Here is a 21,771-nt window from a genome sequence, read left to right as displayed (position 1 = left end):
TCCTCAAATTACATTCTTATCTATTAATTCATCTTACACTTGTCAATGAAATCGCTTACTTCAATCAGAAAAATAATTAAACTATTATTCTATTTTTAGGTTTTCATAAAAAAACCAATTATAAAGAAAAGAAATTAACACATAATTTCTTTTTCAATGTAACTGGTTAAGAATCTATTGTATTGCTTTATCTCGCCGATAAAGTCAGATAGATTTTACAGTTATTTTGAAAATTTTACTATTTTCAATATAGCAACTATTCGCTTACCAGTCAATGAGGTCAACTTCGTGAAATAATGATAATACATCATCTATTTCGTTTACTTTTTTCTCAAAAACACCCACCATTACAATGTAACAGTGGGTGCTACCTTATTTACTTGTTATTTTTAACGTTCCAGAAAATCATGCCATCTAAATATTGAAAGTTCTCTAACGTATTACGTGCTGATGATACACGATCATAATCTCCTATCTTAACTGCTGGTGTATAATCCCACATCCACTCTTGCAATTGATCATACACTGGTTTTGCTTCTTCTTCCGTATGCTTCCCTCTAAATTCTGCTTTTATTTTTTCCATTTCCGGATCATTTGGCCAACCAGCATATTCTGGATTAAAGTAAGGGCCTGATGTAGGCTCTGCTACTACTGTATTTGCCATCACAAACATATCATAACCATCTTCTTCATAAATCTTATCTAGTAAAGTGGGCCAATCATAAACTTCAAGAGTTACGTTTACACCTGCTTGTTCTAACTGCTCTTGAATTACGACTGCACTATGATATTGATCCTCATAATCTCTCGTCGTAAATAATGTCACCTCTTCACCGTTATATCCAGCCTGCTCCAATAATTCCATTCCTTTTACCGGATCATTCAAGTTATGCTTCTCTTTACCGACATCACTATACCATTGACTTTCCTGATGTGTCATCATCATATTATGATTCACCGTATAATACTTTTCATCTACATAGCCAGCTCTTAAAATACTATCCATCTCTAGAATTGCCGCAACCCCTTGGCGTGCTTCCTTCTCGGTAAATATCCCTTGCTTTTTATTAAAATGAAGATTTACATATGCTCCTGGGTACGTGTAGTTCGTGATTTCTCCAGTAGATTCTAATTGCTCTGCACTATCAAATGGAATCGCATGTGAAAAATCATATTCTCCAGAACGAATTCCAGCTTCACGTGTCGATGAATCGGCTACAAAAACAAAACGTAAATCATCTACTAATGCTTCTTTCTTTCCAGATAATCCATCTGTAGGCTCTTCTCTTGGCTTATAATCTTCAAAACGCTTCAAATGTAAATACTGATCTGGCTTCCATTCTTCAAAACGAAATGGTCCTGTACCAATATGTTCTGTTACTCCTTCCGCAGAAGCATTTTCAGCAATCTCTTTTGGCATAATCATTGCAAATCCACTATTAGAATATGCTAGAACTGTTAATGCAATGGATAAAGGTTCCGGTAAATGTAGCTCTAATATATAATCATCTACAGCCTCAAATGTAGCATCTTTAAAAATCCCTCTACTTCCAGGTAACTCCTTCCATCGATTCATAGAGGCAGCAGCATCTTCAGCAGTAAATTCCTTACCATTATGGAATAATACACCTTCTCGTAGCTTAAACGTGTATGTTTTTCCATCTTCACTTATTTCCCATGAGTCTGCTAAAGATGGTTGAACATTATATTCTGAGTCGATCGTTACTAACGTGTCATATACATGACGCATCGTATCTACAATTGCATCTGCCGAGCTCACATGAGAATCGAGTACTGGCGGCTGCGAAGAATACGCGACAACAATTTCTCCTCCTACACTCGCATTGCCCTCTTCATTTGATTGATTTTCTTCATCATTATCTGAAGAAGATGTTGAATTACAACCAATTAATACGATCGCTAATAATAGAACAATAAAATACTTCATATACTTTTCCTTTTTATACAATTTACCTCACCCTATTTTTTTATATTTTGAACAATGCTTTTTTCGGGGAGTCGTCCCAATGCATGTCAATATCTGTTAAATTAATAAGCACTTATTTTGAAGCTAGGCATTACTAATCTCTAGCCTATAGAAGCTGAAATTAGTAACACCAAAATCATTTTCATTTCTAATTTTTATTCCTTACTATTTGTCATGTTCCAGAAAAAGAAACCGTCTTGATACTGGAAGTTACCAACAGATTTATGTGCTGTAGCAACGCGATTGAAGTCTCCAAATCTCAAACTAGGAACGTAATCATAAAACCATTCTTGCAACTCGTCAAATACAGGTTTTGCTTCTTCTTCTGTCGGCATGCTTCTGAATTTCTGAATAAGCTCCTCTAATTTCGGATCCTCAGGCCAACCTGCATAATCAGCTCGGAACATTACACTAGAAGAAGGCTCTGATGATGGAATATTCCCCATCATAAAAATGTCGTATGCATCTTCTTCATAAATTAAATCTGAAAGTGTTGGCCAATCATAGACTTCTAGTGTTACATTCATTCCAATGTTTTGTAGTTGTTCTTGGAGTACTACTCCGCCTAAATATTGATCCTCATAATCTCTTGTCGCAATAATTTTAATTTCTTCTCCGTCATAACCAGCTTCTTCTAATAAAGCCTTGGCTTTTTCCTGATCATCTTGGTTATAGAGTTCTTGACCAGCGTCACTATACCACTGGTCTTGCTGATGAGGCATCATCAAACTATGGTTTAGCATGTAATACTTTTCACTCGAATATGCTGCTTTTAATACATCCTCTGCTTGAATTGCTGCTAATGCAGCTTGACGAGCCGTTTTATCAGCAAAAAACCCTTGCTTTTTATTAAAATGAGCAATTAAATATGCAGTTGGATACACATAGTTAACCAGATCAGGGTTACTTTCTAGTTGATCTGCATTGTCAAACGGTACAGCATGAGCTAAGTCATATTCACCTGACTGAATTCCGGCAACTCGTGTTGATGAATCAGCAACAAAGATAAAACGAATTTCATCAATGATAGCTTCACGTCTTCCAAATAAACCATCTGGCTCTTCTTCACGCGAAACATAATCCTCATATTTCGTTAATAAAACATATTGATCCTGTTTCCATTCCTTAAATTCATATGGGCCAGTTCCAATAAATTCTGTTACTCCATCAGGGGAAGCATTTTCAATAACTTCCTTTGGCATAATCGCTGCAAATCCTCCACCTAAATAAGATAGACCTGTTAATGCAATCGATAATGGTTCAGGCATGCGCAATTCTAATGTATAATCATCGATCTCCACAAATTCTGCATCCTCAAATAATCCTTTTCCTCCTGCTAAACTACTCCAACGATTTAATGATGCAACAACATCTTCTGCTTTTAGTTCTTTTCCATTATGAAAAGTTACACCTTGCCTAAGCTGGAAAGTAAAAGTTTTTCCATCCTCACTTAATTCCCATGATTCCGCTAACATCGGCTGAACGTTATATTCCGAGTCTACTGTTAAGAGTGATTCAAAAAAGTGTCTTGAAACATCTGATGTAGCAATATTCGTAGTTACATGTGGATCGAGCAAATGTGGCTGTGCAGAGTAAGCTACTTTTAATTCTTGAAACGTATCCTTTTCTGCCTCTCCCTTCTCTTCTGCGCCAGGTTCTTCTGTTCCTTCTTGCTCCGCGTCGCCTTTACTATCGCTAGAACAAGCAATTAAAACAAAACCTAAGAAAATGAACAATACAAGAGATACTAATTTTTTCATCACCCAAACCTCACCTTTCATCATTTACATATTTGTAGTTTTCCTTCTTTTCCTTGGGTGTTTTGTCATTGTTGAGAATCGATTTATGGATAATCTTTTGGAGTATACTCATAAGATGTGTTAAAACATAGAAGTTTTGAAAGAAAATCTATCTATCTGTGACAGTGTTCATTCCCTGCTACAGACAGATAGATTATTTTATTGAGTGGAAGTTCTAACATACGTAAAAAGCTAGTTAGATTAACTAAAAAAATGATGTAGTTGAATTGCCAAATGATCTTCTTAAAAAATGACTATTCATTATCAATAGACATATTCCAGAAATAGAATCCATCTAAATATTGGAATTTATCAATTGTATCTTTAGTGGTAGCTACACGGTTGAAATCCCCGAAACGTATCGCAGGAATATATTCATAGAACCATGCTTGTAATTCATCAAAAATTGGCTTAGCCTCTTCTGCTGTTGGCTTACTTCTAAATTCATCAACAAGTTCTACTATCTTAGGGTCGTCAATAAAACCGGCATAGTCTGGACGTAAGAATACACTTGATGTTGGTTCAGAGACAGGTGTGTTACCCATCATAAAGATATCATATGCATCTTCTTCATAAATTAAATCTGAAAGTGTTGGCCAATCATAGATTTCTAATGTTACATTCATTCCCATACTTTCTAATTGTTCCTGAAGCACTACTCCACCTAAATACTGGTCTTCATAGTCTCTTGTGGCGATAATCCTTACTTCTTCGCCATTATAATTAGATTCCTCTAATAGTGCCTTTGCTTTTTCCAAATCATTTTGATTATATAACTCTTCACCGACGTCACTATACCATTGATCCTGTTGATGTGGCATCATCAAACTATGATTTAGCATATAGTATTTATCATTAGAATATGCCGCTTTTAATACATCTTCTGCATTGACAACGGCTAAAGCAGCCTCACGAGCTTTTGGATCTGTAAACACACCATTCTTTTTATTAAAATGTGCGATTAGAAATGCAGTAGGATATATATGATTTTCTAGCCCTGGGCTTCCTTCTAATTGATCAGCACTATCAAAAGGTACAGCGTGTGCAATATCATATTCTCCAGATTGTATCCCGGCAACCCTTGTAGAAGAATCTGTTACAAACATAAAGTAGATTTCATCAATAATTGCCTCTCTTTTTCCAAACAATCCATCCGGCTCTTCATCACGAGATTGGTAATTATCATTTTTTGTTAATAATATATGTTGATCTTGTCGCCATTCTTCAAATTCATATGGACCTGTACCAATATATTCTGTTACCCCATCCTCTGATGCACCTTCGATAATCTCTTTTGGCATAATTGCCGCATACCCTCCACCCATATAGGATAGACCTGTAAGTGCAATAGATAATGGTTCAGGCATTTGTAATTCTACGGTGTAATCATCTACTTCAACAAAAGTGGAATCTAGAAATAATCCACGTCCTCCAGATAAATCCTTCCAACGATTTAGCGAGGCTACTACATCCTCTGCTTTTAATTCTTTTCCATTATGGAATTCTACACCTTGTCGTAATTTAAATGTGTATGTTTTGCCGTCATCACTTAATTCCCACGACTCTGCCAGCATTGGCTGTACATTAAATTCTGAGTCTACCGTCAATAAAGTTTCAAAAAAGTGCCTTGAAATATCTGATGTTGCAATATTTGTTGTTACATGAGGATCAAGCATATGTGGTTGAGCAGAGTAGGCAATTTTCAATTCCTGAAACTCATCATTATTTCCCTCTGCATCTGTATCTTTCGTGTTGGCATCCTTTGAATTTTCATTTTCTCCACCAGTTTCTTTGTCCCCTCCGCAAGCTGCTAATCCTACTATCAGTAATAGCGCCAATAATAATATTGTAAAAAGCTTTCTTTGCATAAGATGTCTCTCCTTTGTGATTTCTCTATATAATTTTTTAAGGCTCTCATTGAGGCAAATAACTTTTTTACGCTATGTATTAACTTATTTTAGTAACCGCTTTCATTTTGGAAATAAAAAAAATATTCCTATACACTGTATTTAAAAATCTAATCGCCAAATAAAAGAATCACTAAAAATTCTTTCCATATAACTGGTATATTATCTAGGCTATGCTTCACTTCATCAGTAAAGTCAATTAGATTTAACAGTCAATTTAGAATATTTCTTAATATAATATCAATAATTAAAGTGAGCGTCAACTTCTTCTGATAGATAGATTTAATGTAGAATTAATGTTCCTAAAGACACAAAAAAAGCTTATCTCAAAATGAGATAAGCTTTTATCATTTAAAGTTTAAATTAAAGACCTACTACGTTAGCAGCTTGTGGGCCGCGCTCGCCTTCAACGATTTCAAATTCAACATCTTGACCTTCTTCAAGAGTTTTGAAACCTTCAGATTGGATAGCTGAGAAATGTACGAATACATCGTCTCCGTCTTCACGCTCGATGAATCCAAAACCTTTTTCTGCGTTAAACCATTTTACTTTACCTGTCATTAGGATGACCTCCTTATTCATATATCGTGCAAAGTAATTGAATCTTAAAATACTTTTACACCACTTCTTTGATAAAGAGATCGTAAAGTATTATTGAAACTTCAATTTCCATTTGCTATACCTTATATTACTATTTTGCTTTTAAAAAATCAAGGTTTTTGTTAAAATTAATTTTTGTTTTTTTACACTTCTGAAAGTTTTAACTTGTCTCCATCAATCTCTTAAGATATTGTAAACCCATTCTTCTTAAAAAATTGTACTTTCTTTTCCAAGAATTTCACTTGTTAAAAAAACATATTAATGGAATCTTGATAGCTCTTATACTTATGGTGTCTTTTATTTCAATTTCAACTCTTTGCAGCTCTATTAGTATCTCCTTTATTATTGCTATCTATACAAGTATATATACTGATCATTTGTTAATAAAATGTCACTTTTCCTAAATGTTGGTAGTTGTTTCAAATAAATCATTATTGTTATAATGTAAGATGGCAAGAATATTCCATTCATTTGTATCTTGCAAATATAGGTGATAGGTGGGAAAGAAATAATGAGCAGTAAATATCGTGTTTTACTGTACTACTACTACACGGATATTGAGGATCCTGAAGCTTTTTCCGCAGAACATTTAAAGTTTTGTAAAGAGCTTGGTCTTAAAGGTCGTATCTTAGTAGCAAAAGAAGGTATTAATGGAACATGCTCTGGAACTATCGAGCAAACAGATGCTTATATGGAGCATATGAAAAATCATCCATTATTCGAAGGTATTGTTTTTAAAATTGATGAAGTTGATGGACATGCGTTTAAGAAAATGCACTGCCGTCCACGTCCAGAGCTAGTTAATTTAAGTCTAGAAGATGATGTAAATCCTCATGAGATTACAGGCGAATACTTAGCTCCGAAAGATTTCATGGAAGAAATGAAACGTGATGATGTAGTTGTGTTAGATGTGCGTAACACATATGAATATGATGTTGGTCATTTCCGAAATGCAATACGTCCAGAAGTGGAAACATTCCGTGAAACTCCAGAGTGGGTGCGTCAAAATCGACATTTATTTGAAGGAAAAAAGGTTTTAACGTATTGTACTGGAGGAATTCGCTGCGAAAAATTCTCTGGCTGGTTAAAACGTGAAGGCTTTGAAGATGTCGCTCAATTGCATGGTGGCATTGCTACTTATGCAAAAGATCCTGAAACTAAAGGACAGCTTTGGGATGGACAAATGTATGTATTTGACGAGCGTTTGACTGTACCAATTAATCAAGTGGAGCATGTAATTGTTGGAAAAGATTACTTTGATGGCAAGCCATGTGAACGCTATGTTAATTGTGCAAACCCAGAATGTAACAAGCAAATTCTCTGTTCAGAAGAAAATGAACATAAATATATGCGTGGTTGTACACATGAATGCCGTGTCAGCCCAAGAAATATGTATGTACAAGAACATAACCTATCAGAAGAAGAAATTCAACAACGTTTAGATATTATTGCCGAAGAGGCGAAAACAAAGCAAAAAGCATAAATACAAAGACGACCGTTTTTTTCGGTCGTCTCTTTATTTTTTAAACTTCATTCTATCTCTATACAAAAATCCATTTGGGGAAATTTTGCATTAATTCATTTTAAACTTTTTATTTATTTTTGAATTCTTCTTTAATTGTTTTTAATAACTCTTCATTCGTAATCACATCATATCCTGTAGCAGCCATTGCTAGAACTCCACTCATTAAAGCATTATGACCGTCTTCTGTAATCGTCTGATCAGCAAATTCTGTTGTATGTCCTATTAAATCTGGTTTATTTAGTCCTATATATGGGTGGATAGAAGGAACAACTTGGCTCACATCCCCCATATCTAAAGATCCTCCACTTTCTTTTGGGCGGATCGGATGATCATTATATTCTTTTAAGTTCTTAGAAAAGGCACTTGATAATGCTTGATTTGTTACCATGTTATCATAGCTAAGCTCATAATTTGATATCTCCAGCTTTGTTCCTGTCATCATTGCCGCTCCATGTGCAATCGCCTTTACCTTTTCTACTACTTCATCTAAATATTCACGTTCCTGTGCACGGACGTAAAATTGCGCAGTTGCTTTATCAGGAACAACATTTGCCGCTTCTCCACCATTTGTAATAATCCCATGTACACGAGCATCATCTTTTAAATGCTCACGAATAGCATTAATACCATTGAATAGCTGAATTACTGCATCTAGTGCATTAATTCCTTTTTCAGGTGAACCTGCTGCATGAGAGGTTTGACCTGTATAATCAAATTGAAGTGCATCCATTGCTAACGAGCTACCACTTTCAAAGTTTCCACCTGAAGGGTGTAGCATCATTGCAACATCAACATCATTAAATAGACCTGCTTTAGCCATTGGAACTTTTGCTCCGTTCGTTTCTTCAGCTGGCGTCCCGTAAACAGTTACCGTACCACCAATTTCAGAAACCAGTTTACTTAACACTACTCCTGCACCAACTGCCATGGTACCGATTAAGTTATGTCCACAACCATGTCCTACTCCTGGTAATGCATCATACTCAGCTAAATAAGCAATCGTTGGTCCCGTTTTTTCTCCTTTAAATACTGCTTTAAAGGATGTTGGTCGCTCTACTAAGCCTGTTTCCACTTCAAAATCATGTTGTTTTAAGTAGTTCACTAATAATTTGCTGGATTCAAATTCTTGATCTCCTAATTCTGGATGATGATAGAGATGGTCACTGATTCCTATTAAATCTTCTTTCACTTTATTAAATTCTTCCTGTAAAAGACTTTTCAACTTCAATCACCCTTCACTCATATAATAAATTATCTTTTTATTCTAACCACTTTAGAATAGCAAATGTTATAATAAAAGAAAATAGCCTTGCATGATTTGGAAGGAGAATAGATGATAATGACAGCCATTATTCTATTTGATGGTGTGTGCAATCTATGTAATAATAGTGTCCAATTTATTCTCAAAAGGGATACAAAATATATGTTTTCTTTTGCATCTCTGCAAAGTGATGCTGGACAAAGGTTATTACAGCAACATGATATTCCAAAGAACACTGATAGTTTTATTCTTATCGAAAATGGAAAAGTTTATGATAGATCAACTGCTGCCTTACGCATTTGCAAGCATTTAAAAGGCTTTTGGAAGCTTTGTTATTTGTTTATTGTTATTCCGAAACCAATTCGAGATTATATGTATCAATTTATTGCCAAAAATCGTTATAAATGGTTCGGAACAAAAACAGCCTGTATGCTTCCAACTCCTGATTTGCGAAAACGATTTCTAGACTAATGGATGGAGGGAAAAGCCACACAGCTTCTCCCTCTATATTCTTAATATTAACTTTGCTGCAATAAGACTTATAACATCTTGATATATTCCGTCAGGGACATAATTATAAAACAGTGCTTTTTTAAAGGAGCTGCATAAAATGGATGACAAAAAAAGTACAGAAATAAAATACGCTTCAAAAGCGGAAAACATTCTATCTCAAATCCATAGTAAAACTAAGCTAGGTGACTTACGAAAAATCGCGAAGGAGATTAAAAAAGATCACGAACTAGCTATGGAACTTTGGTCAACCGAAGCATTTTTACCCAGACTATTAGCAATCTTAATTATGGACAAAAAACTTCTCTCACAAGATGTGCTAAATAAGCTTGATAAGGATATGCAGATTCACACTTTTGATGAGCGAAATAACTTAATGGATTGGTTAATGGCTAACCAGCTCACCAAAGAAAAGAAAAACATTGCATTGATGGAGTCATGGGAAAATAGCCCTTCTGCTCTGCAAAGGCGAGCTTTCTGGTATTATCAAGGGCGATTGAGATGGACTGGACAAACACCACCTGATAACACCACATATTTGTTATCTGCATTAGAAGCTAATATTACACAGGAAGAACCAGAAGTTCAGTGGGCTATGAATTTCACCGCAGGCTGGATTGGTGTTTATGATGAAAAAAATCGTGCACGTTGTATTAAACTTGGTGAGAAAACGGGTCTTTACAAAGATGAAAAAGTAGCAAAAGGATGTACTCCCAGCTATTTGCCAGAATTCATTACAATTGAAGTTAACAAACGACGCGATAAATAGAGTTAACTCTGAAATTTATTAGGTTTTAATACAAATTCAAAGCTTCAATATGAAAATTGTAATAGGCTTGGAAAATAAAGAAAACAGTGCGTTATGGGAGCTAGTTAGTGAAATATGCAAGAACAACCATCGTTGCTGTAGTAAATAAGGGCATTTGTTATACAAAAAAGGATAGATGAATACAGGTATTTTCAACCTGTTCATCTATCCTTTTTTGGCTTATAAAATGTGTGACATTATATTTAGCTCTTAAACATTTTAATAAAAATCTAAAGCGCTTTTTTCTTTAATATGCTTTTGCCCAATAAACAAGTTCTTTTGCTGGTTTCGCACAGAAGACACATGTATCTCCAACACTTTCTTTTTCAAATGGGATACAACGTGAAGTTACACTTAAATCTTCTTTAATCTTCTCTTCACAAGCAGTATCTCCACACCACATTGCTTTTACAAATCCAGTTTTTTCTGCAAAGATTTGTTTAAATTCTTCCATTGTTGTTGCTGTATATGTTTTCTCCAAACGATGTGCTAACGCTTTATCATATAAGTTTTGTTGAATTTCTTCGAGCAATGCTGGTAGACGTTCTTCTAGTTCCGCCATTGCAACAAATTCTTTCTCTCCAGTATCGCGGCGAACAAGTACTACTTGTTCTTTTTCAATATCTTTTGGACCTATTTCAATACGAACTGGATAACCTTTCATTTCGCTTTCGTTGAACTTCCAGCCTGGCATATTATCACTAGCATCAATATCCACACGAATAATTTCTTTCAATTGATCACGTAAATCATAAGCCTTATCTAGTACACCTTCTTTATGCTGTGCAATTGGAACAATCATTGCTTGTGTTGGCGCAATACGTGGCGGAACTACTAAACCACGATCATCACCGTGTACCATAATAATTGCACCCATAATACGTGTTGATACACCCCATGATGTTTGGTGTACAAATTGGCTCTTTCCTTCTTTATCAAGATACGTAATATCAAAAGCTTCTGCAAACCCAGTACCAAAATTATGAGATGTTCCTGATTGCAATGCTTTACCATCATGCATCATTGCTTCGATTGTTAATGTAAACTCTGCACCTGCAAATTTTTCTTTATCTGTTTTCTTCCCTTTAAGAACTGGAATCGCCAAATATTCTTCTGCTAATTTCGCATAAATTTCAAGCATACGATTTGTTTCTTCTATTGCCTCTGCTTCTGTCGCATGTGCTGTATGTCCTTCTTGCCAATGAAATTCAGAAGAGCGCAAGAATGGGCGTGTTGTTTTTTCCCAACGAACAACATTTGACCATTGATTATATAGTTTTGGAAGATCACGATAAGAATGAATATTATTTGAATAATAATCACAGAAAAGCACTTCTGATGTTGGGCGTACTGCCAAACGCTCAGCTAATTTTTCGTCTCCACCATGTGTTACCCAAGCTACCTCAGGAGCAAAACCTTCGACATGATCTTTCTCTCTTTGCAGGAGACTTTCCGGAATAAATAATGGAAATGCTACATTGGTATGCCCTGTTTCTTTAAACATACGATCTAATTCATTTTTTACATTTTCCCAAATAGCATAGCCATATGGCTTGATAATCATTGTTCCACGAACTTGACCATAATCAACTAATTCCGCTTGCTTCACTACATCTGTATACCATTGTGGGAAGTCATCTTCCATTGCGGTAATTTTTTCAACAAAATTTTTATTCTTAGCCAAACTAAACACCTTCCTCTATTTAATGAATCACGTTTAATTAATAAAAATGCTTCAATCTGAAAAATGGACATAAAAAAAGCTCCATCCAGTAAGGGACCGAGTTTTGGTGGTACCACCCTTTTTTACAGCATACTAACCTTGCTATACACTTCTTTTGATAACGGTTCTTCACCGCGCCCATTAGGCGAACTCAAAGGCAGGTTCTTATTTATGTCCTTAGAAATTTACACCAACCATTTCCTCTCTGAAATAAAGACAAGTAAATAATACTATTCCTTTTCAATGTTTTTTACATATAGTGCGTGTTCAAAATGGTCAGTAAAAAGGACCGTCATCGGTTAAGTTCGCAACGTCACGCGAGCAACATCTGCACTAGTACATCGACGTTCGACACAGGACGTGTCGGAACTTAGTCGGAGTTCCCCTGTTCGATGTGTCATTTTTGTTGGACTTTTGAACATCCTCATATATATCACAAATATATATGCAAGTATACGGAAAGTCAAGATTCTTCGATGTTGCGACTTAGCCAAGCTCGTTGTAAGATAAAATTATCAAAGGAAAATAAAGGAGATACACCATGTTAACCGATTACCATGTTCATATGGCAGAAACAGGAAAATTTACAATCGATTATTTTAAAGAATATCTAGAAAAAGCAAAACGAGCAGGCATTCAAGAGCTTGGTATTTCTGAGCATGCCTACTTCTTCTATGAAACAAAAAACATCTTATCAAACCCATGGGTAGACAATCGTCGTCATTTACATTTCAAAGATTACCAAGCTTTTTTCGATGCAGTGAGACAAGCAGACCTCCCTATTAAAATGGGAATAGAAATGGACTATACTCCAGGTAAAGAAAAAGAAATGGAAGCATTCATTAATCAACACCCTTTTGATTATGTGATTGGCTCTGTACATTGGATCAAGGATTGGGGAATTGATTTAGCTGATTTCAAAGAGGAGTACGAGCATCGGAATATTGAGGAAGCGTATCGTCAATATTATGATCAAATTATTACCTTAGCAAATTCTAAACTATTTGATTTTGTTGGTCATATTGATTTAATCAAAATCTTTGGCTATAAACCAGAAGATCAGGCATTCTTAGAAGCAGAATATGATCGTGTGGTAGAAGCACTCGCTAATTCTGACACTTGTATTGAGATTAGCTCGGCAGGATTACGCAAGCCAGTTGGAGAAATTTATCCAGATCCGATTTTTCTAAAAAAATGTCATGATGCTGGAGTTGGTATTGTATTATGCTCTGATGCCCATATGCCAAAGCATGTTGGTTATGCATATGATCAATCCCTTGAGCTGGCTCGTTCTGTTGGCTATCAGGAAGTACAAACATTTCAACAAAGAAAAAGAACTGCTCATCCATTAGGATAGAAGTTCCTGAAATACTGACTGTAGGTATCCCTATTTAGGATGCCTACAGTCAGTTAATTACCTTCATGGAAAAAAGACATATGAGCTTTTTCCTCTTTATAATAGTCCAATCTATCTTGCAATGTTCCCGTATGAAATTCAAATTTATGTCCATCTGGATCTGTGAAATAGATAGACCTCTTATCCTTTTCATCTCTTTCTCTTCCTGGTAAAATTTTCACTTTTAACTGAATTAGCCTCTTGTATGTCTTGTCAAAATCAGCCTCATCTATTGAAAAAGCAATATGTGTGTAAGAAGCATAGATTTCTTTACGTGGAATATTTGTTTCTTCATTTAAAGCTAACCAAATCCCATTTAAATCCAAATAAGCTGATGACTTTCCTTGGACAAGTAATTTCGCTCCAAAAACAGCCTGGTAAAATTGGATTGATGTCGTTAAATCAGAACAAGAAAAAGTCATATGATTTAATCCCTTTATCTTCAAAAAAATTACACCCTTCCTATCATTTTTACTGCTGGTAATCTTAACTTCATCACCTAAAAAAGAGAGAATTTCCGCTAATAAACAAAGAGTGCTCCTATCTCACTTTTGAAATAGGAACACTGTTGTCTAGTTTATAAATCAATCTCAACTGCTCGATAAATATCAGATAAATTTTGTACTTCTATGATGGTTTGATCTTCTAATGGCTTGTCGATGGTTAACATCATAATTGCTTCTCCACCTGATTCTGAGCGACCTACCTGCATTGTTGCAATATTAACATCATTTTCAGCTAGTAATGTTCCTACTCTACCAATTGCTCCTGGCTGATCTTTATGGTGAATCATTACAATATGCCCTTCAGGTACAACATCTGTTGTATAACGATCAACACGTACAATTCTAGCACCCAAACCTTTTAGCAATGTACCTACAACACTATATGAAGCCTTTTTCGTCTTGATTTCCACTGTTACTAGGTTGGTAAAGCCATTCGCTTCAGAAGACTTATGCTCACTTACAGTTATTCCTTTTGAAGTAGCTAAATATGCCGCATTTACATCATTCACGCGACTTCCTAGATGATACTTCAAAAATCCTTTTAATGCATTTCGCGTAATTGGAGCTACATTTAAATCTGTTAAATTTCCAGCAAAACGCACATGGAATTCTTCTACAGGTTCTTTTGCAACAATTGCTAAAAATGTACCAAGCTTCTCCGCTAAATGGAAATATGGTTCAACTTTCTTCAACATTTCATTTGGCACAGATGGTATATTTACTGGATTTAATGCAGAACCTCCATTTAAAATACGAATAACATCTTTACTCGTATCAATTGCTACATTTTCCTGTGCCTCTACTGTGCTCGCACCTAAATGAGGTGTTGCAATTACTTCATCTAATTCGAATAATTTATGATCTGTTACAGGTTCTTGTTCATATACATCTAAAGCAGCCCCTGCAACTTTTTTATCAAGAATTGCCTGATATAGTGCTTCTTCATCAATAATTCCACCGCGTGCGCAGTTAACAATCTTCACGCCATCTTTCATTTTGGCAAATGCATCTTTATTAATTAAATGTCTTGTTTCTTCTAATAACGGAGTATGTACCGTAATAAAATCAGAAGCTTGTAATACTTCATCAAGTGTTCCATGTTCAATTCCTAAACGGTCTGCTCTTTCCTGGGTTAGAAATGGATCATAAGCAATTACTTTCATACGTTGCCCTTTTGCACGATATGCAACTTCTTCCCCAATTCTACCAAGGCCAACAATACCTAATGTTTTCCCTTTTACTTCCACACCAAGATATATTTTACGATCCCAGCGACCAGCCTTTAGTGCATGATGTGCCTGAGGTATTTTTCTTGCTAGCCCCATAATCATTGCTATCGTATGCTCTGCTGCCGAATTCGTATTTCCATTTGGCGCATTTACAACAATCACACCATTTTCTGTCGCTGCTTTTATATCGATATTATCTACGCCTACCCCGGCACGTCCAATAACTTTTAAATTTGTTCCACGTTCAATTACTTCGTGATTTACTTGTGTTTGGCTTCGAACAAGTAAAGCATCAAACTCAGGGATTTTCTCTAATAATGCTTCTGGACTTAAACCAGTGTCTACAACAACTTCAATATTATCTTCTTCTAATAATGGATGAATTCCATCCTCACTTAATGGATCAGCAATTAATACTTTAAAACTACTCACTACGCTTGCCCTCCTGATTGTAAAAATACTGCTTGCGCTGCCTGGATTCCTTGACCTGGCGTGATGTCTTTACCAATTCTTTGTAAGCCTGTTTCTAATAAACTAATCACTTGTAATACATCAGCTGGCGCACAATAGCCCATATGACCAATTCGAACAACTTTTCCTTTTAGATGCTTTTGTCCTCCAGCTAATTCTAAGCCAAAATCTGCCTTTAATTGCTTGCGTAATTTATCGCCTTCAAAATCTGCTGGCACTAATGTTGTTACGGTTGGAGCTGCACTTTCTTCATCTGTTAATAATGGGATGCCTAATGCTTTTACAGCTGCACGAGTCATTTCCATCATGGTTAAATGACGTGCATATACATTTTCTAATCCTTCTTCAGCAATTAGATCAAGTGCTGCTTCCAAGCCCATTAATAAGGAAACTGCTGGTGTGTATGGCGCAGCATTATTTAAATACTTACGTAAATCCAGAAAATAACGAGGACGTTTATTCTCATGAATAACTTCCCAAGCACGCTCACTTGCTGCAACAAAGCATAGGCCCGGAGGTAGCATCATTGCTTTTTGTGAACCAGTAACTAAAACATCGACACCCCACGCATCCATTTGTGTATCTACTCCACCAACGGAAGAAACACCGTCCACAGCCACTAATGCATTTGAATGTTCACGAACAGCAGCAGTAATTTCTGGAATTGGATTTAGAACTCCTGTTGATGTTTCACAAGATGTGACAAATACTGCTTTAATATTCGGATTTTTTTGTATGTAAACTTCTACCTCTTGAGGGTCAATTGCTTTCCCCCATTCCACTTCGATACGATGTACTTTAAGTCCATATACTTCACAAATTTCTGCAAAACGTTCACCAAAATTTCCAGAAACTAGTACAAGCACCTCGTCTCCGACATCTGTAATATTAACAATGGCCGCTTCTAAACCAGCTGATCCACTCCCAGCAAGGATAATGACATCTTGGTTTGTACCAAAAACCGGTTTGATTTTCTCTTTCAAACGAATTAATAATTGCTTCGCCTCTTCTGTACGATGCCCAATCATTGGCTTACTCATTGCACGAGTAACACATCCTGGGATTGGTGTAGGACCAGGAATACGCAGTAAATTTGAAGATTCTAACATGATCAATAAAAACCCCCTAAGTTTCTCAATCTATTTTTATATTACCTTACTAACTTAGATAATTGTAGCACCTAATGTATTTTTGAAATGTTCCAATGCCCATTGATGACCTATTTCATTGAAGCTAGCAACAGCTTCCTTATGTACCACAATTTTAAATCCTTTATTATATGCATCAACTGCTGTATGTAAAATACAAATATCTGTACATACACCAACAAGGTGAATTTCCTCAATTTTTCTTTCCCTTAACTTAATTTCCAAATTTGTTCCAGCAAATGCACTATATCTCGTCTTATCAAAGGAATAAACAGTCTTTAAATGTTTATTATTCTCATATGTTTCTGCTAACTTACCATAAAGCTGTTTTCCCTTTGTACCATCTATATTATGTGGTGGAAATAATGCAGTTTCTGGATGTAATGGATCATCTTTTTCATGTGAATCAATCGCAAATACGACAAAATCGCCTGCCTCTATAAACTCCTCTGTTAAAGAGACAATTTTATCCTCAATCGCTTGACCTGGATAGCCACAAGTGAGCTTGCCATCTTCCGCAACAAAATCATAGGTATAGTCAACATTTATTAACGCCCTTTGGCTCATAAAACATCCTCCTATTTAACATCCTAAATCATAATAAAATATAGGCTGAATCAATGCTTTTTGTTATATCTGAAAGATCAATTATTTGTAAGAATACGTTGTATACTACCATATTTTCTTAATGCAGCATGATAGGTTGGTCCAACGTGTTCATTATATGAAAATCCATGTGCGATAGCTGTTGTCACAAATTCTTTAGCTAATAAAACAGCTTCTGCAATTGTCTTTCCATGTGCTAAATATGCTGCAATTGCCGCAGAATAGGTACAACCTGCTCCACTTGTATTTACCGTGTCAATTCGCGAGGCCTCAGCTGTTAAAAATGCTTCACCATCATATAGTATATCGACTGCATTTCCAGTTAATCGTCCACCCTTTACAAGTACATTTTTAAATCCCAATTTCTGAATTTCAATAGCTGCTTGTTTTAATTCTTCTTTAGTTTGAATTTCCTTTCCACCCAATAACTCTGTTGCTTCTGGCATATTAGGTGTAATAATCGTTGCTAAGGGCAAGAGTTTTTCTTTTAAAACTTCAATCGCGTCATCAGCCAGCAGCTTCGAATTGAATTTCCCTATCATCACTGGATCAATTACAATTGTTTTCACCATTGAATTACGAATAAGTTCAGCAACTTTTTCAATAATTTCTGCTGAGAACAACATCCCAACTTTAATTACATCAACACCTATTTGTGTCATCGCTGTACCAAATTGAGCTTCAATTGTTTCAATAGATTGAAGATGCACATTTTTCCCCGTAACAGGATGTTTAGCTACCATTGCTGTAATAACACTCATACCATAGGCATCTAGTTCTTGAAATGTTTTCAAGTCTGCTTGTATCCCCGCACTACCCCCAGCCGCTGATCCTGCAATTGTTAAAATTCGTGGTGGTAAATTCATGTTTCTAATCCTTTCCCTAGAAGATAATTAATAAGATAAACCAAATAATCATTAAAAATTGAACAGCCATTTTTGCAAATGTACTTCCTAAGAATCCGAATAACGAACCAATGGAAGAGCGTAAAGCAGCTTGTAATCCACGTTGTTGAAAAGATTCAATAAAAAAGACAGTAAGAAATGGCAGGATAATAATTCCAAAAGGAGGCAACACAAACGATCCGACAATTACAGCAATTGCCGCTCCGCGTTCTCCCCATTTACTTCCACCAAATCTCTTTACAAAATAACTATTCATCAAAATATCAGCAACAAATAACAAAATAGTAAACAAGGCCATAATTACCCAAAATAGCGAGTTTAACTCGGTGTCATTAATAAAGAAATGATAAGTTAAAAATCCGCCCCAAATAAATAATGATGAAGGGATAATAGGAAATAAAAGCCCCACAAAGCTGATAATGAACATTAAAATGATAAGCAACCAAAGTAATGCTTCCACAAACACCCTCTTTTCTTTAGTAAAGCATTAATGAGTCAGCATATATATTTTTAAAAATAAACGCTTAGGAAACAGCAGCCCAAGCGTTTATAAATAATAATTATCATAACATATTTTTAAATTATTTTTCATTCTTATTTTGCGAATCTTTATTTTTCGGTTCATATATAAATTCTTTATGGATAGGATCAACCTCGCTTAGATCATCCACCTTATGTTGATAGCTATATCCTTTATTAATAGTAAGCTGTGACATTACTAAAATAGCAATGGTAAGTATAAAACAGATAATAATAATATACATCACCATAGAAACACCCCCTGCGCTCTTTGCAAATTTTGTATATCTACTCACTCTTCTTCTTTTACAGGTACATACCTTCTACGAAGAATTATATCTTAAAACACTATAAAAAACCACAGTAGACAAGCCTATATTACTAGAAACTTTTGTCCATTCATTGAACTTTATATCTGGATACATTATCGCTTAATTTTGTGGTATCTCAGGACAGCTTTATTCAAATGACAGTATTTTTGTCTCATGTTATACTTTCCTTACTTAAGATGATGAAACGGAGGTTTCCTTTCATGACACAACCAATTGTTACTTTTGAAGATATACATAAATCCTTTGACGATACAGTCGTTTTAAAAGGAGTTAATTTAGATGTTTTTCCAGGTGAAAAAATTGCTATTATTGGCCCCAGCGGTTCTGGAAAAACAACACTGATTCGTATGTTAATGACACTAGAAAAACCAACTTCAGGAATGATCACGGTTGATGGGCAAAACCTATGGCAAAGGGAGAAGAAACAAAAACTTATTCCCGCAAATGAGAGTCATTTACAAAAAATACGCGGAGATATTGGTATGGTGTTTCAACACTTTAACCTTTTTCCACATATGACTATTTTAGAGAACTGCATGATTGCACCAATACGTGTAAAGAAAATGGATAAGGATTTGGCAAAAGAAAAGGCTACAGAAATGCTTCGAAAAGTTGGACTCAGTGATAAACTCAATCAATATCCTAATCAATTATCTGGCGGACAAAAGCAACGTGTTGCCATGGCAAGAGCACTAGTTATGGAACCGAAAATCATGTTATTTGATGAAGTGACTTCAGCACTTGATCCAGAGCTTGTTGATGAGGTGTTAAGTGTTATACGGGATCTTGCTGAAACCGTTGATATGGCAATGATTCTCGTCACACATGAGATGGAATTTGCAATGGATGTTGCTGATCGAGTTGTATTTATTGATGAAGGAGTTATTGCAGAGGCAGGGAGCCCACAGGATGTTCTAGAACACTCTAAAAATGAAAGACTACAAAATTTCTTAAGGCGTTTTCGTAGATAGATAACGAGCTTTTAGTAATGATAAACACTTAGAACCCCTCCTAGAAAAATTTCTAAGAAGGGGTTACTTTTATCCATTCAAATCAAAGAATTATAAATCTTCCCCAATAATTCGTACTTCACGTTCTAATTGCACGCCAAAATTCTCTTTTACCACTTTTTGGACATGCTGAATAAGCGATATATATTCTCCTGCTGTAGAATTATCAACATTTACAATAAATCCAGCATGCTTTAAGGATACTTGCGCTCCCCCAATTTGTTTTCCTTGGAGACCACTATCTTGTATTAATTTCCCAGCAAAATATCCAGGCGGTCGCTTAAACACACTTCCGCATGATGGATATTCTAACGGTTGCTTTGATTCTCTCAAATAGGTTAATTCGTCCATCTTTGCTTTAATCTCATCATGATTGCCTTCTTGCAAATGGAAAGTTGCTTCTAATACAATCCATCCTTGTTCAGAAATATTACTTGTGCGATAATCTAAATTCAATTCTTCCGCAAATACAGTGTGTAATTCTCCTTCACGATTAACAATGACTGCTGAGTAAAGTACATCTTTGATCTCTCCGCCATAAGCGCCTGCATTCATATAAAGCGCACCACCAACAGACCCTGGAATACCACATGCAAATTCTAAACCTGTTAACGTTTCCGCTAATGCTCTTCTAGAAACATTAATTATTTTAGCACCACTTTGAGCAGTAAGAACCTTCCCAGAAGACGTAATCTCATTTAGCTTTCCTAAATACATTACAATCCCTCGAATACCGCCATCTTTAATAATTAAATTTGAGCCATTACCAAGCAATGTAAAAGCTTCATTCTCTTTCCTAGCTAATTTAACAATTCCTTGTACTTGCTCATACGTTTCTGGAGTAACAAAATAATCAGCATTTCCCCCTAAACGTGTATACGTATAACTTTTTAAAGGTTTATCTACAACCACATTTTCTTTATTCACAATTTCAATTAATTTTTCATATAAATGATGTTTTACCATCCCAATATCTCATTCCCTTACATTCATCCACTAGTTAGCTTAGAACAGCTTTTTTATAAAATAATAGAAAAAGAGTACATTCTCATACTTCTATATTCTGTTCTATTGTAGATGAAATATCTTTATCTTGCTAGATATAATTTTTCACGATTCTTGTCGCAGTGTTTTTTGCTTTAGAATAACCCAAGTGAAAAACAACCCAATCATTGTTAACATTACTTTCACAGCTATTAATGGTATCACAAATATTACAGTATATCCCATCGATATCCATAATAATGTAACAGCAAATATTTTCGTTTTCAGCGGAATTCCTTTTCCTGAACGATAATTTTGAATGTATTTTCCAACGTATTTATTTGTAATTAATTTTTGATATAGCTTTTCAGAACTTCTCACATAACATGCTGCACTTAGCAATAAGAATGGTGTTGTTGGAAGTAATGGTAAAAAGATACCAAGCACTCCTAAAGCCAATGAAATAGACCCAACTATTACTAAAAATATTTTTCTAAGCTGTTCCATCATTTATCAACTACTTCTTGTTTAATCACTGCAGAGTT

19 protein-coding genes, 1 pseudogene and 1 other annotated feature are annotated in these 21,771 nt (G+C 35.4%); of the genes and pseudogenes, 5 read left to right on the top strand and 15 right to left on the bottom strand.

Annotated features, from left to right (window positions below; all coding sequences use genetic code 11):
* Positions 1-376 precede the first annotated feature (376 nt).
* From AB4Y30_RS02730 to AB4Y30_RS02715, 4 genes are all read right to left on the bottom strand, one after another.
* On the bottom strand, positions 377-1,969 hold the full coding sequence (locus tag AB4Y30_RS02730) for an ABC transporter substrate-binding protein (RefSeq protein ID WP_368653984.1): 1,593 nt from the start codon (positions 1,967-1,969) through the stop codon (positions 377-379).
* Positions 1,970-2,142: 173 nt separating this feature from the next.
* A complete protein-coding gene (locus AB4Y30_RS02725) occupies positions 2,143-3,747 on the bottom strand; it encodes an ABC transporter substrate-binding protein (protein WP_368653983.1) in 1,605 nt (534 codons plus the stop codon).
* Positions 3,748-4,040: 293 nt separating this feature from the next.
* Positions 4,041-5,654 (bottom strand): ABC transporter substrate-binding protein, encoded by a 1,614-nt coding sequence (locus AB4Y30_RS02720; RefSeq protein ID WP_368653982.1) that lies wholly within the window; start codon positions 5,652-5,654, stop codon positions 4,041-4,043.
* Positions 5,655-6,056: 402 nt separating this feature from the next.
* Positions 6,057-6,254: a cold shock domain-containing protein gene (locus AB4Y30_RS02715; RefSeq protein ID WP_368653981.1), complete on the bottom strand. Its 198-nt coding sequence runs from the start codon at positions 6,252-6,254 to the stop codon at positions 6,057-6,059.
* Positions 6,255-6,804: 550 nt separating this feature from the next.
* On the opposite strand from AB4Y30_RS02715, the gene AB4Y30_RS02710 reads away from it, so the two are divergent.
* On the top strand, positions 6,805-7,776 hold the full coding sequence (locus AB4Y30_RS02710; protein WP_368653980.1) for a rhodanese-related sulfurtransferase: 972 nt from the start codon (positions 6,805-6,807) through the stop codon (positions 7,774-7,776).
* 109 nt (positions 7,777-7,885) lie between these two features.
* On the opposite strand, the gene AB4Y30_RS02705 is transcribed toward AB4Y30_RS02710, so the two are convergent.
* Positions 7,886-9,040 (bottom strand): M20 family metallopeptidase, encoded by a 1,155-nt coding sequence (locus tag AB4Y30_RS02705; RefSeq protein WP_368653979.1) that lies wholly within the window; start codon positions 9,038-9,040, stop codon positions 7,886-7,888.
* Positions 9,041-9,157: 117 nt separating this feature from the next.
* On the opposite strand from AB4Y30_RS02705, the gene AB4Y30_RS02700 reads away from it, so the two are divergent.
* Together AB4Y30_RS02700 and AB4Y30_RS02695 are read left to right on the top strand one after the other, a co-directional pair.
* Positions 9,158-9,550, top strand: coding sequence for a thiol-disulfide oxidoreductase DCC family protein (locus AB4Y30_RS02700; RefSeq protein ID WP_368653978.1), 393 nt, complete (start codon positions 9,158-9,160; stop codon positions 9,548-9,550).
* Between the two features lie 139 nt (positions 9,551-9,689).
* Positions 9,690-10,358, top strand: a complete 669-nt coding sequence (locus AB4Y30_RS02695; RefSeq protein WP_368653977.1) for a DNA alkylation repair protein — start codon at positions 9,690-9,692, stop codon at positions 10,356-10,358.
* Positions 10,359-10,644: 286 nt separating this feature from the next.
* Here AB4Y30_RS02695 and proS read toward each other — a convergent pair whose 3' ends face one another.
* A complete protein-coding gene (gene proS / locus AB4Y30_RS02690) occupies positions 10,645-12,042 on the bottom strand; it encodes a proline--tRNA ligase (RefSeq protein WP_368655154.1) in 1,398 nt (465 codons plus the stop codon).
* A gap of 127 nt (positions 12,043-12,169) precedes the next feature.
* Positions 12,170-12,373 (bottom strand) — a binding site (T-box leader).
* Positions 12,374-12,661: 288 nt separating this feature from the next.
* On the opposite strand from proS, the gene AB4Y30_RS02685 reads away from it, so the two are divergent.
* A complete protein-coding gene (locus AB4Y30_RS02685) occupies positions 12,662-13,477 on the top strand; it encodes a histidinol-phosphatase HisJ family protein (protein WP_368653976.1) in 816 nt (271 codons plus the stop codon).
* 53 nt (positions 13,478-13,530) lie between these two features.
* Here AB4Y30_RS02685 and fosB read toward each other — a convergent pair whose 3' ends face one another.
* From fosB to ytzI, 7 genes and pseudogenes are all read right to left on the bottom strand, one after another.
* The gene (fosB, locus tag AB4Y30_RS02680) at positions 13,531-13,962 is read right to left on the bottom strand and encodes a metallothiol transferase FosB (RefSeq protein ID WP_368653975.1); all 432 of its coding nucleotides are present in this window, start codon (positions 13,960-13,962) and stop codon (positions 13,531-13,533) included.
* Between the two features lie 131 nt (positions 13,963-14,093).
* Positions 14,094-15,683 (bottom strand): phosphoglycerate dehydrogenase, encoded by a 1,590-nt coding sequence (gene serA, locus AB4Y30_RS02675; protein WP_368653974.1) that lies wholly within the window; start codon positions 15,681-15,683, stop codon positions 14,094-14,096.
* A complete protein-coding gene (locus AB4Y30_RS02670; protein ID WP_368653973.1) occupies positions 15,683-16,831 on the bottom strand; it encodes an alanine--glyoxylate aminotransferase family protein in 1,149 nt (382 codons plus the stop codon). The genes serA and AB4Y30_RS02670 overlap by 1 nt, the downstream gene beginning before the upstream one ends.
* Positions 16,832-16,885: 54 nt before the next feature.
* Complete coding sequence (locus AB4Y30_RS02665) at positions 16,886-17,437, bottom strand: cysteine hydrolase family protein (RefSeq protein ID WP_368653972.1); 552 nt, start codon at positions 17,435-17,437, stop codon at positions 16,886-16,888.
* Positions 17,438-17,514: 77 nt separating this feature from the next.
* Complete coding sequence (thiD, locus tag AB4Y30_RS02660) at positions 17,515-18,342, bottom strand: bifunctional hydroxymethylpyrimidine kinase/phosphomethylpyrimidine kinase (RefSeq protein ID WP_368653971.1); 828 nt, start codon at positions 18,340-18,342, stop codon at positions 17,515-17,517.
* Positions 18,343-18,358: 16 nt separating this feature from the next.
* Positions 18,359-18,841 (bottom strand): DUF456 domain-containing protein, encoded by a 483-nt coding sequence (locus tag AB4Y30_RS02655; protein ID WP_368653970.1) that lies wholly within the window; start codon positions 18,839-18,841, stop codon positions 18,359-18,361.
* A gap of 199 nt (positions 18,842-19,040) precedes the next feature.
* Positions 19,041-19,148, bottom strand: a pseudogene (gene ytzI / locus AB4Y30_RS02650) (YtzI protein); the annotation flags it as partial.
* 284 nt (positions 19,149-19,432) lie between these two features.
* Here ytzI and ehuA point away from each other — a divergent pair.
* Complete coding sequence (gene ehuA, locus AB4Y30_RS02645; RefSeq protein WP_368653969.1) at positions 19,433-20,203, top strand: ectoine/hydroxyectoine ABC transporter ATP-binding protein EhuA; 771 nt, start codon at positions 19,433-19,435, stop codon at positions 20,201-20,203.
* A 90-nt stretch (positions 20,204-20,293) separates the two neighbouring features.
* Here the strand turns inward: ehuA and murB are convergent, their stop codons facing one another.
* Positions 20,294-21,208, bottom strand: a complete 915-nt coding sequence (gene murB / locus AB4Y30_RS02640) for a UDP-N-acetylmuramate dehydrogenase (RefSeq protein WP_368653968.1) — start codon at positions 21,206-21,208, stop codon at positions 20,294-20,296.
* A gap of 144 nt (positions 21,209-21,352) precedes the next feature.
* Positions 21,353-21,736 carry a YbaN family protein gene (locus AB4Y30_RS02635; protein WP_368653967.1) on the bottom strand — a complete coding sequence of 128 codons (384 nt, stop codon included), beginning with the start codon at positions 21,734-21,736 and terminating at the stop codon, positions 21,353-21,355.
* Positions 21,737-21,771 lie beyond the last annotated feature (35 nt).

It is taken from the genome of Ornithinibacillus sp. 4-3, assembly GCF_040958695.1.
In the GTDB taxonomy this organism is placed as follows: Bacteria; Bacillota; Bacilli; order Bacillales; family Amphibacillaceae; genus CALAMD01.
The sequence above is the reverse complement of the archived record's forward strand: the minus strand, read 5'-3'. Positions and strand labels throughout refer to the sequence as shown.

Excerpts from the sequence above, each read along its gene's own strand:
- AB4Y30_RS02725 (WP_368653983.1), bottom strand. The coding sequence starts at position 3,747 with ATGAAAAAATTAGTATCTCTTGTATTGTTCATTTTCTTAGGTTTTGTT.
- AB4Y30_RS02720 (WP_368653982.1), bottom strand. The coding sequence starts at position 5,654 with ATGCAAAGAAAGCTTTTTACAATATTATTATTGGCGCTATTACTGATA.
- AB4Y30_RS02715 (WP_368653981.1), bottom strand. The coding sequence starts at position 6,254 with ATGACAGGTAAAGTAAAATGGTTTAACGCAGAAAAAGGTTTTGGATTC.
- AB4Y30_RS02710 (WP_368653980.1), top strand. The coding sequence starts at position 6,805 with ATGAGCAGTAAATATCGTGTTTTACTGTACTACTACTACACGGATATT.
- AB4Y30_RS02700 (WP_368653978.1), top strand. The coding sequence starts at position 9,158 with ATGACAGCCATTATTCTATTTGATGGTGTGTGCAATCTATGTAATAAT.
- AB4Y30_RS02695 (WP_368653977.1), top strand. The coding sequence starts at position 9,690 with ATGGATGACAAAAAAAGTACAGAAATAAAATACGCTTCAAAAGCGGAA.
- proS (WP_368655154.1), bottom strand. The coding sequence starts at position 12,042 with ATGGAAGATGACTTCCCACAATGGTATACAGATGTAGTGAAGCAAGCG.
- AB4Y30_RS02685 (WP_368653976.1), top strand. The coding sequence starts at position 12,662 with ATGTTAACCGATTACCATGTTCATATGGCAGAAACAGGAAAATTTACA.
- AB4Y30_RS02670 (WP_368653973.1), bottom strand. The coding sequence starts at position 16,831 with ATGTTAGAATCTTCAAATTTACTGCGTATTCCTGGTCCTACACCAATC.
- AB4Y30_RS02665 (WP_368653972.1), bottom strand. The coding sequence starts at position 17,437 with ATGAGCCAAAGGGCGTTAATAAATGTTGACTATACCTATGATTTTGTT.
- thiD (WP_368653971.1), bottom strand. The coding sequence starts at position 18,342 with ATGAATTTACCACCACGAATTTTAACAATTGCAGGATCAGCGGCTGGG.
- ehuA (WP_368653969.1), top strand. The coding sequence starts at position 19,433 with ATGACACAACCAATTGTTACTTTTGAAGATATACATAAATCCTTTGAC.
- murB (WP_368653968.1), bottom strand. The coding sequence starts at position 21,208 with ATGGTAAAACATCATTTATATGAAAAATTAATTGAAATTGTGAATAAA.
- AB4Y30_RS02635 (WP_368653967.1), bottom strand. The coding sequence starts at position 21,736 with ATGATGGAACAGCTTAGAAAAATATTTTTAGTAATAGTTGGGTCTATT.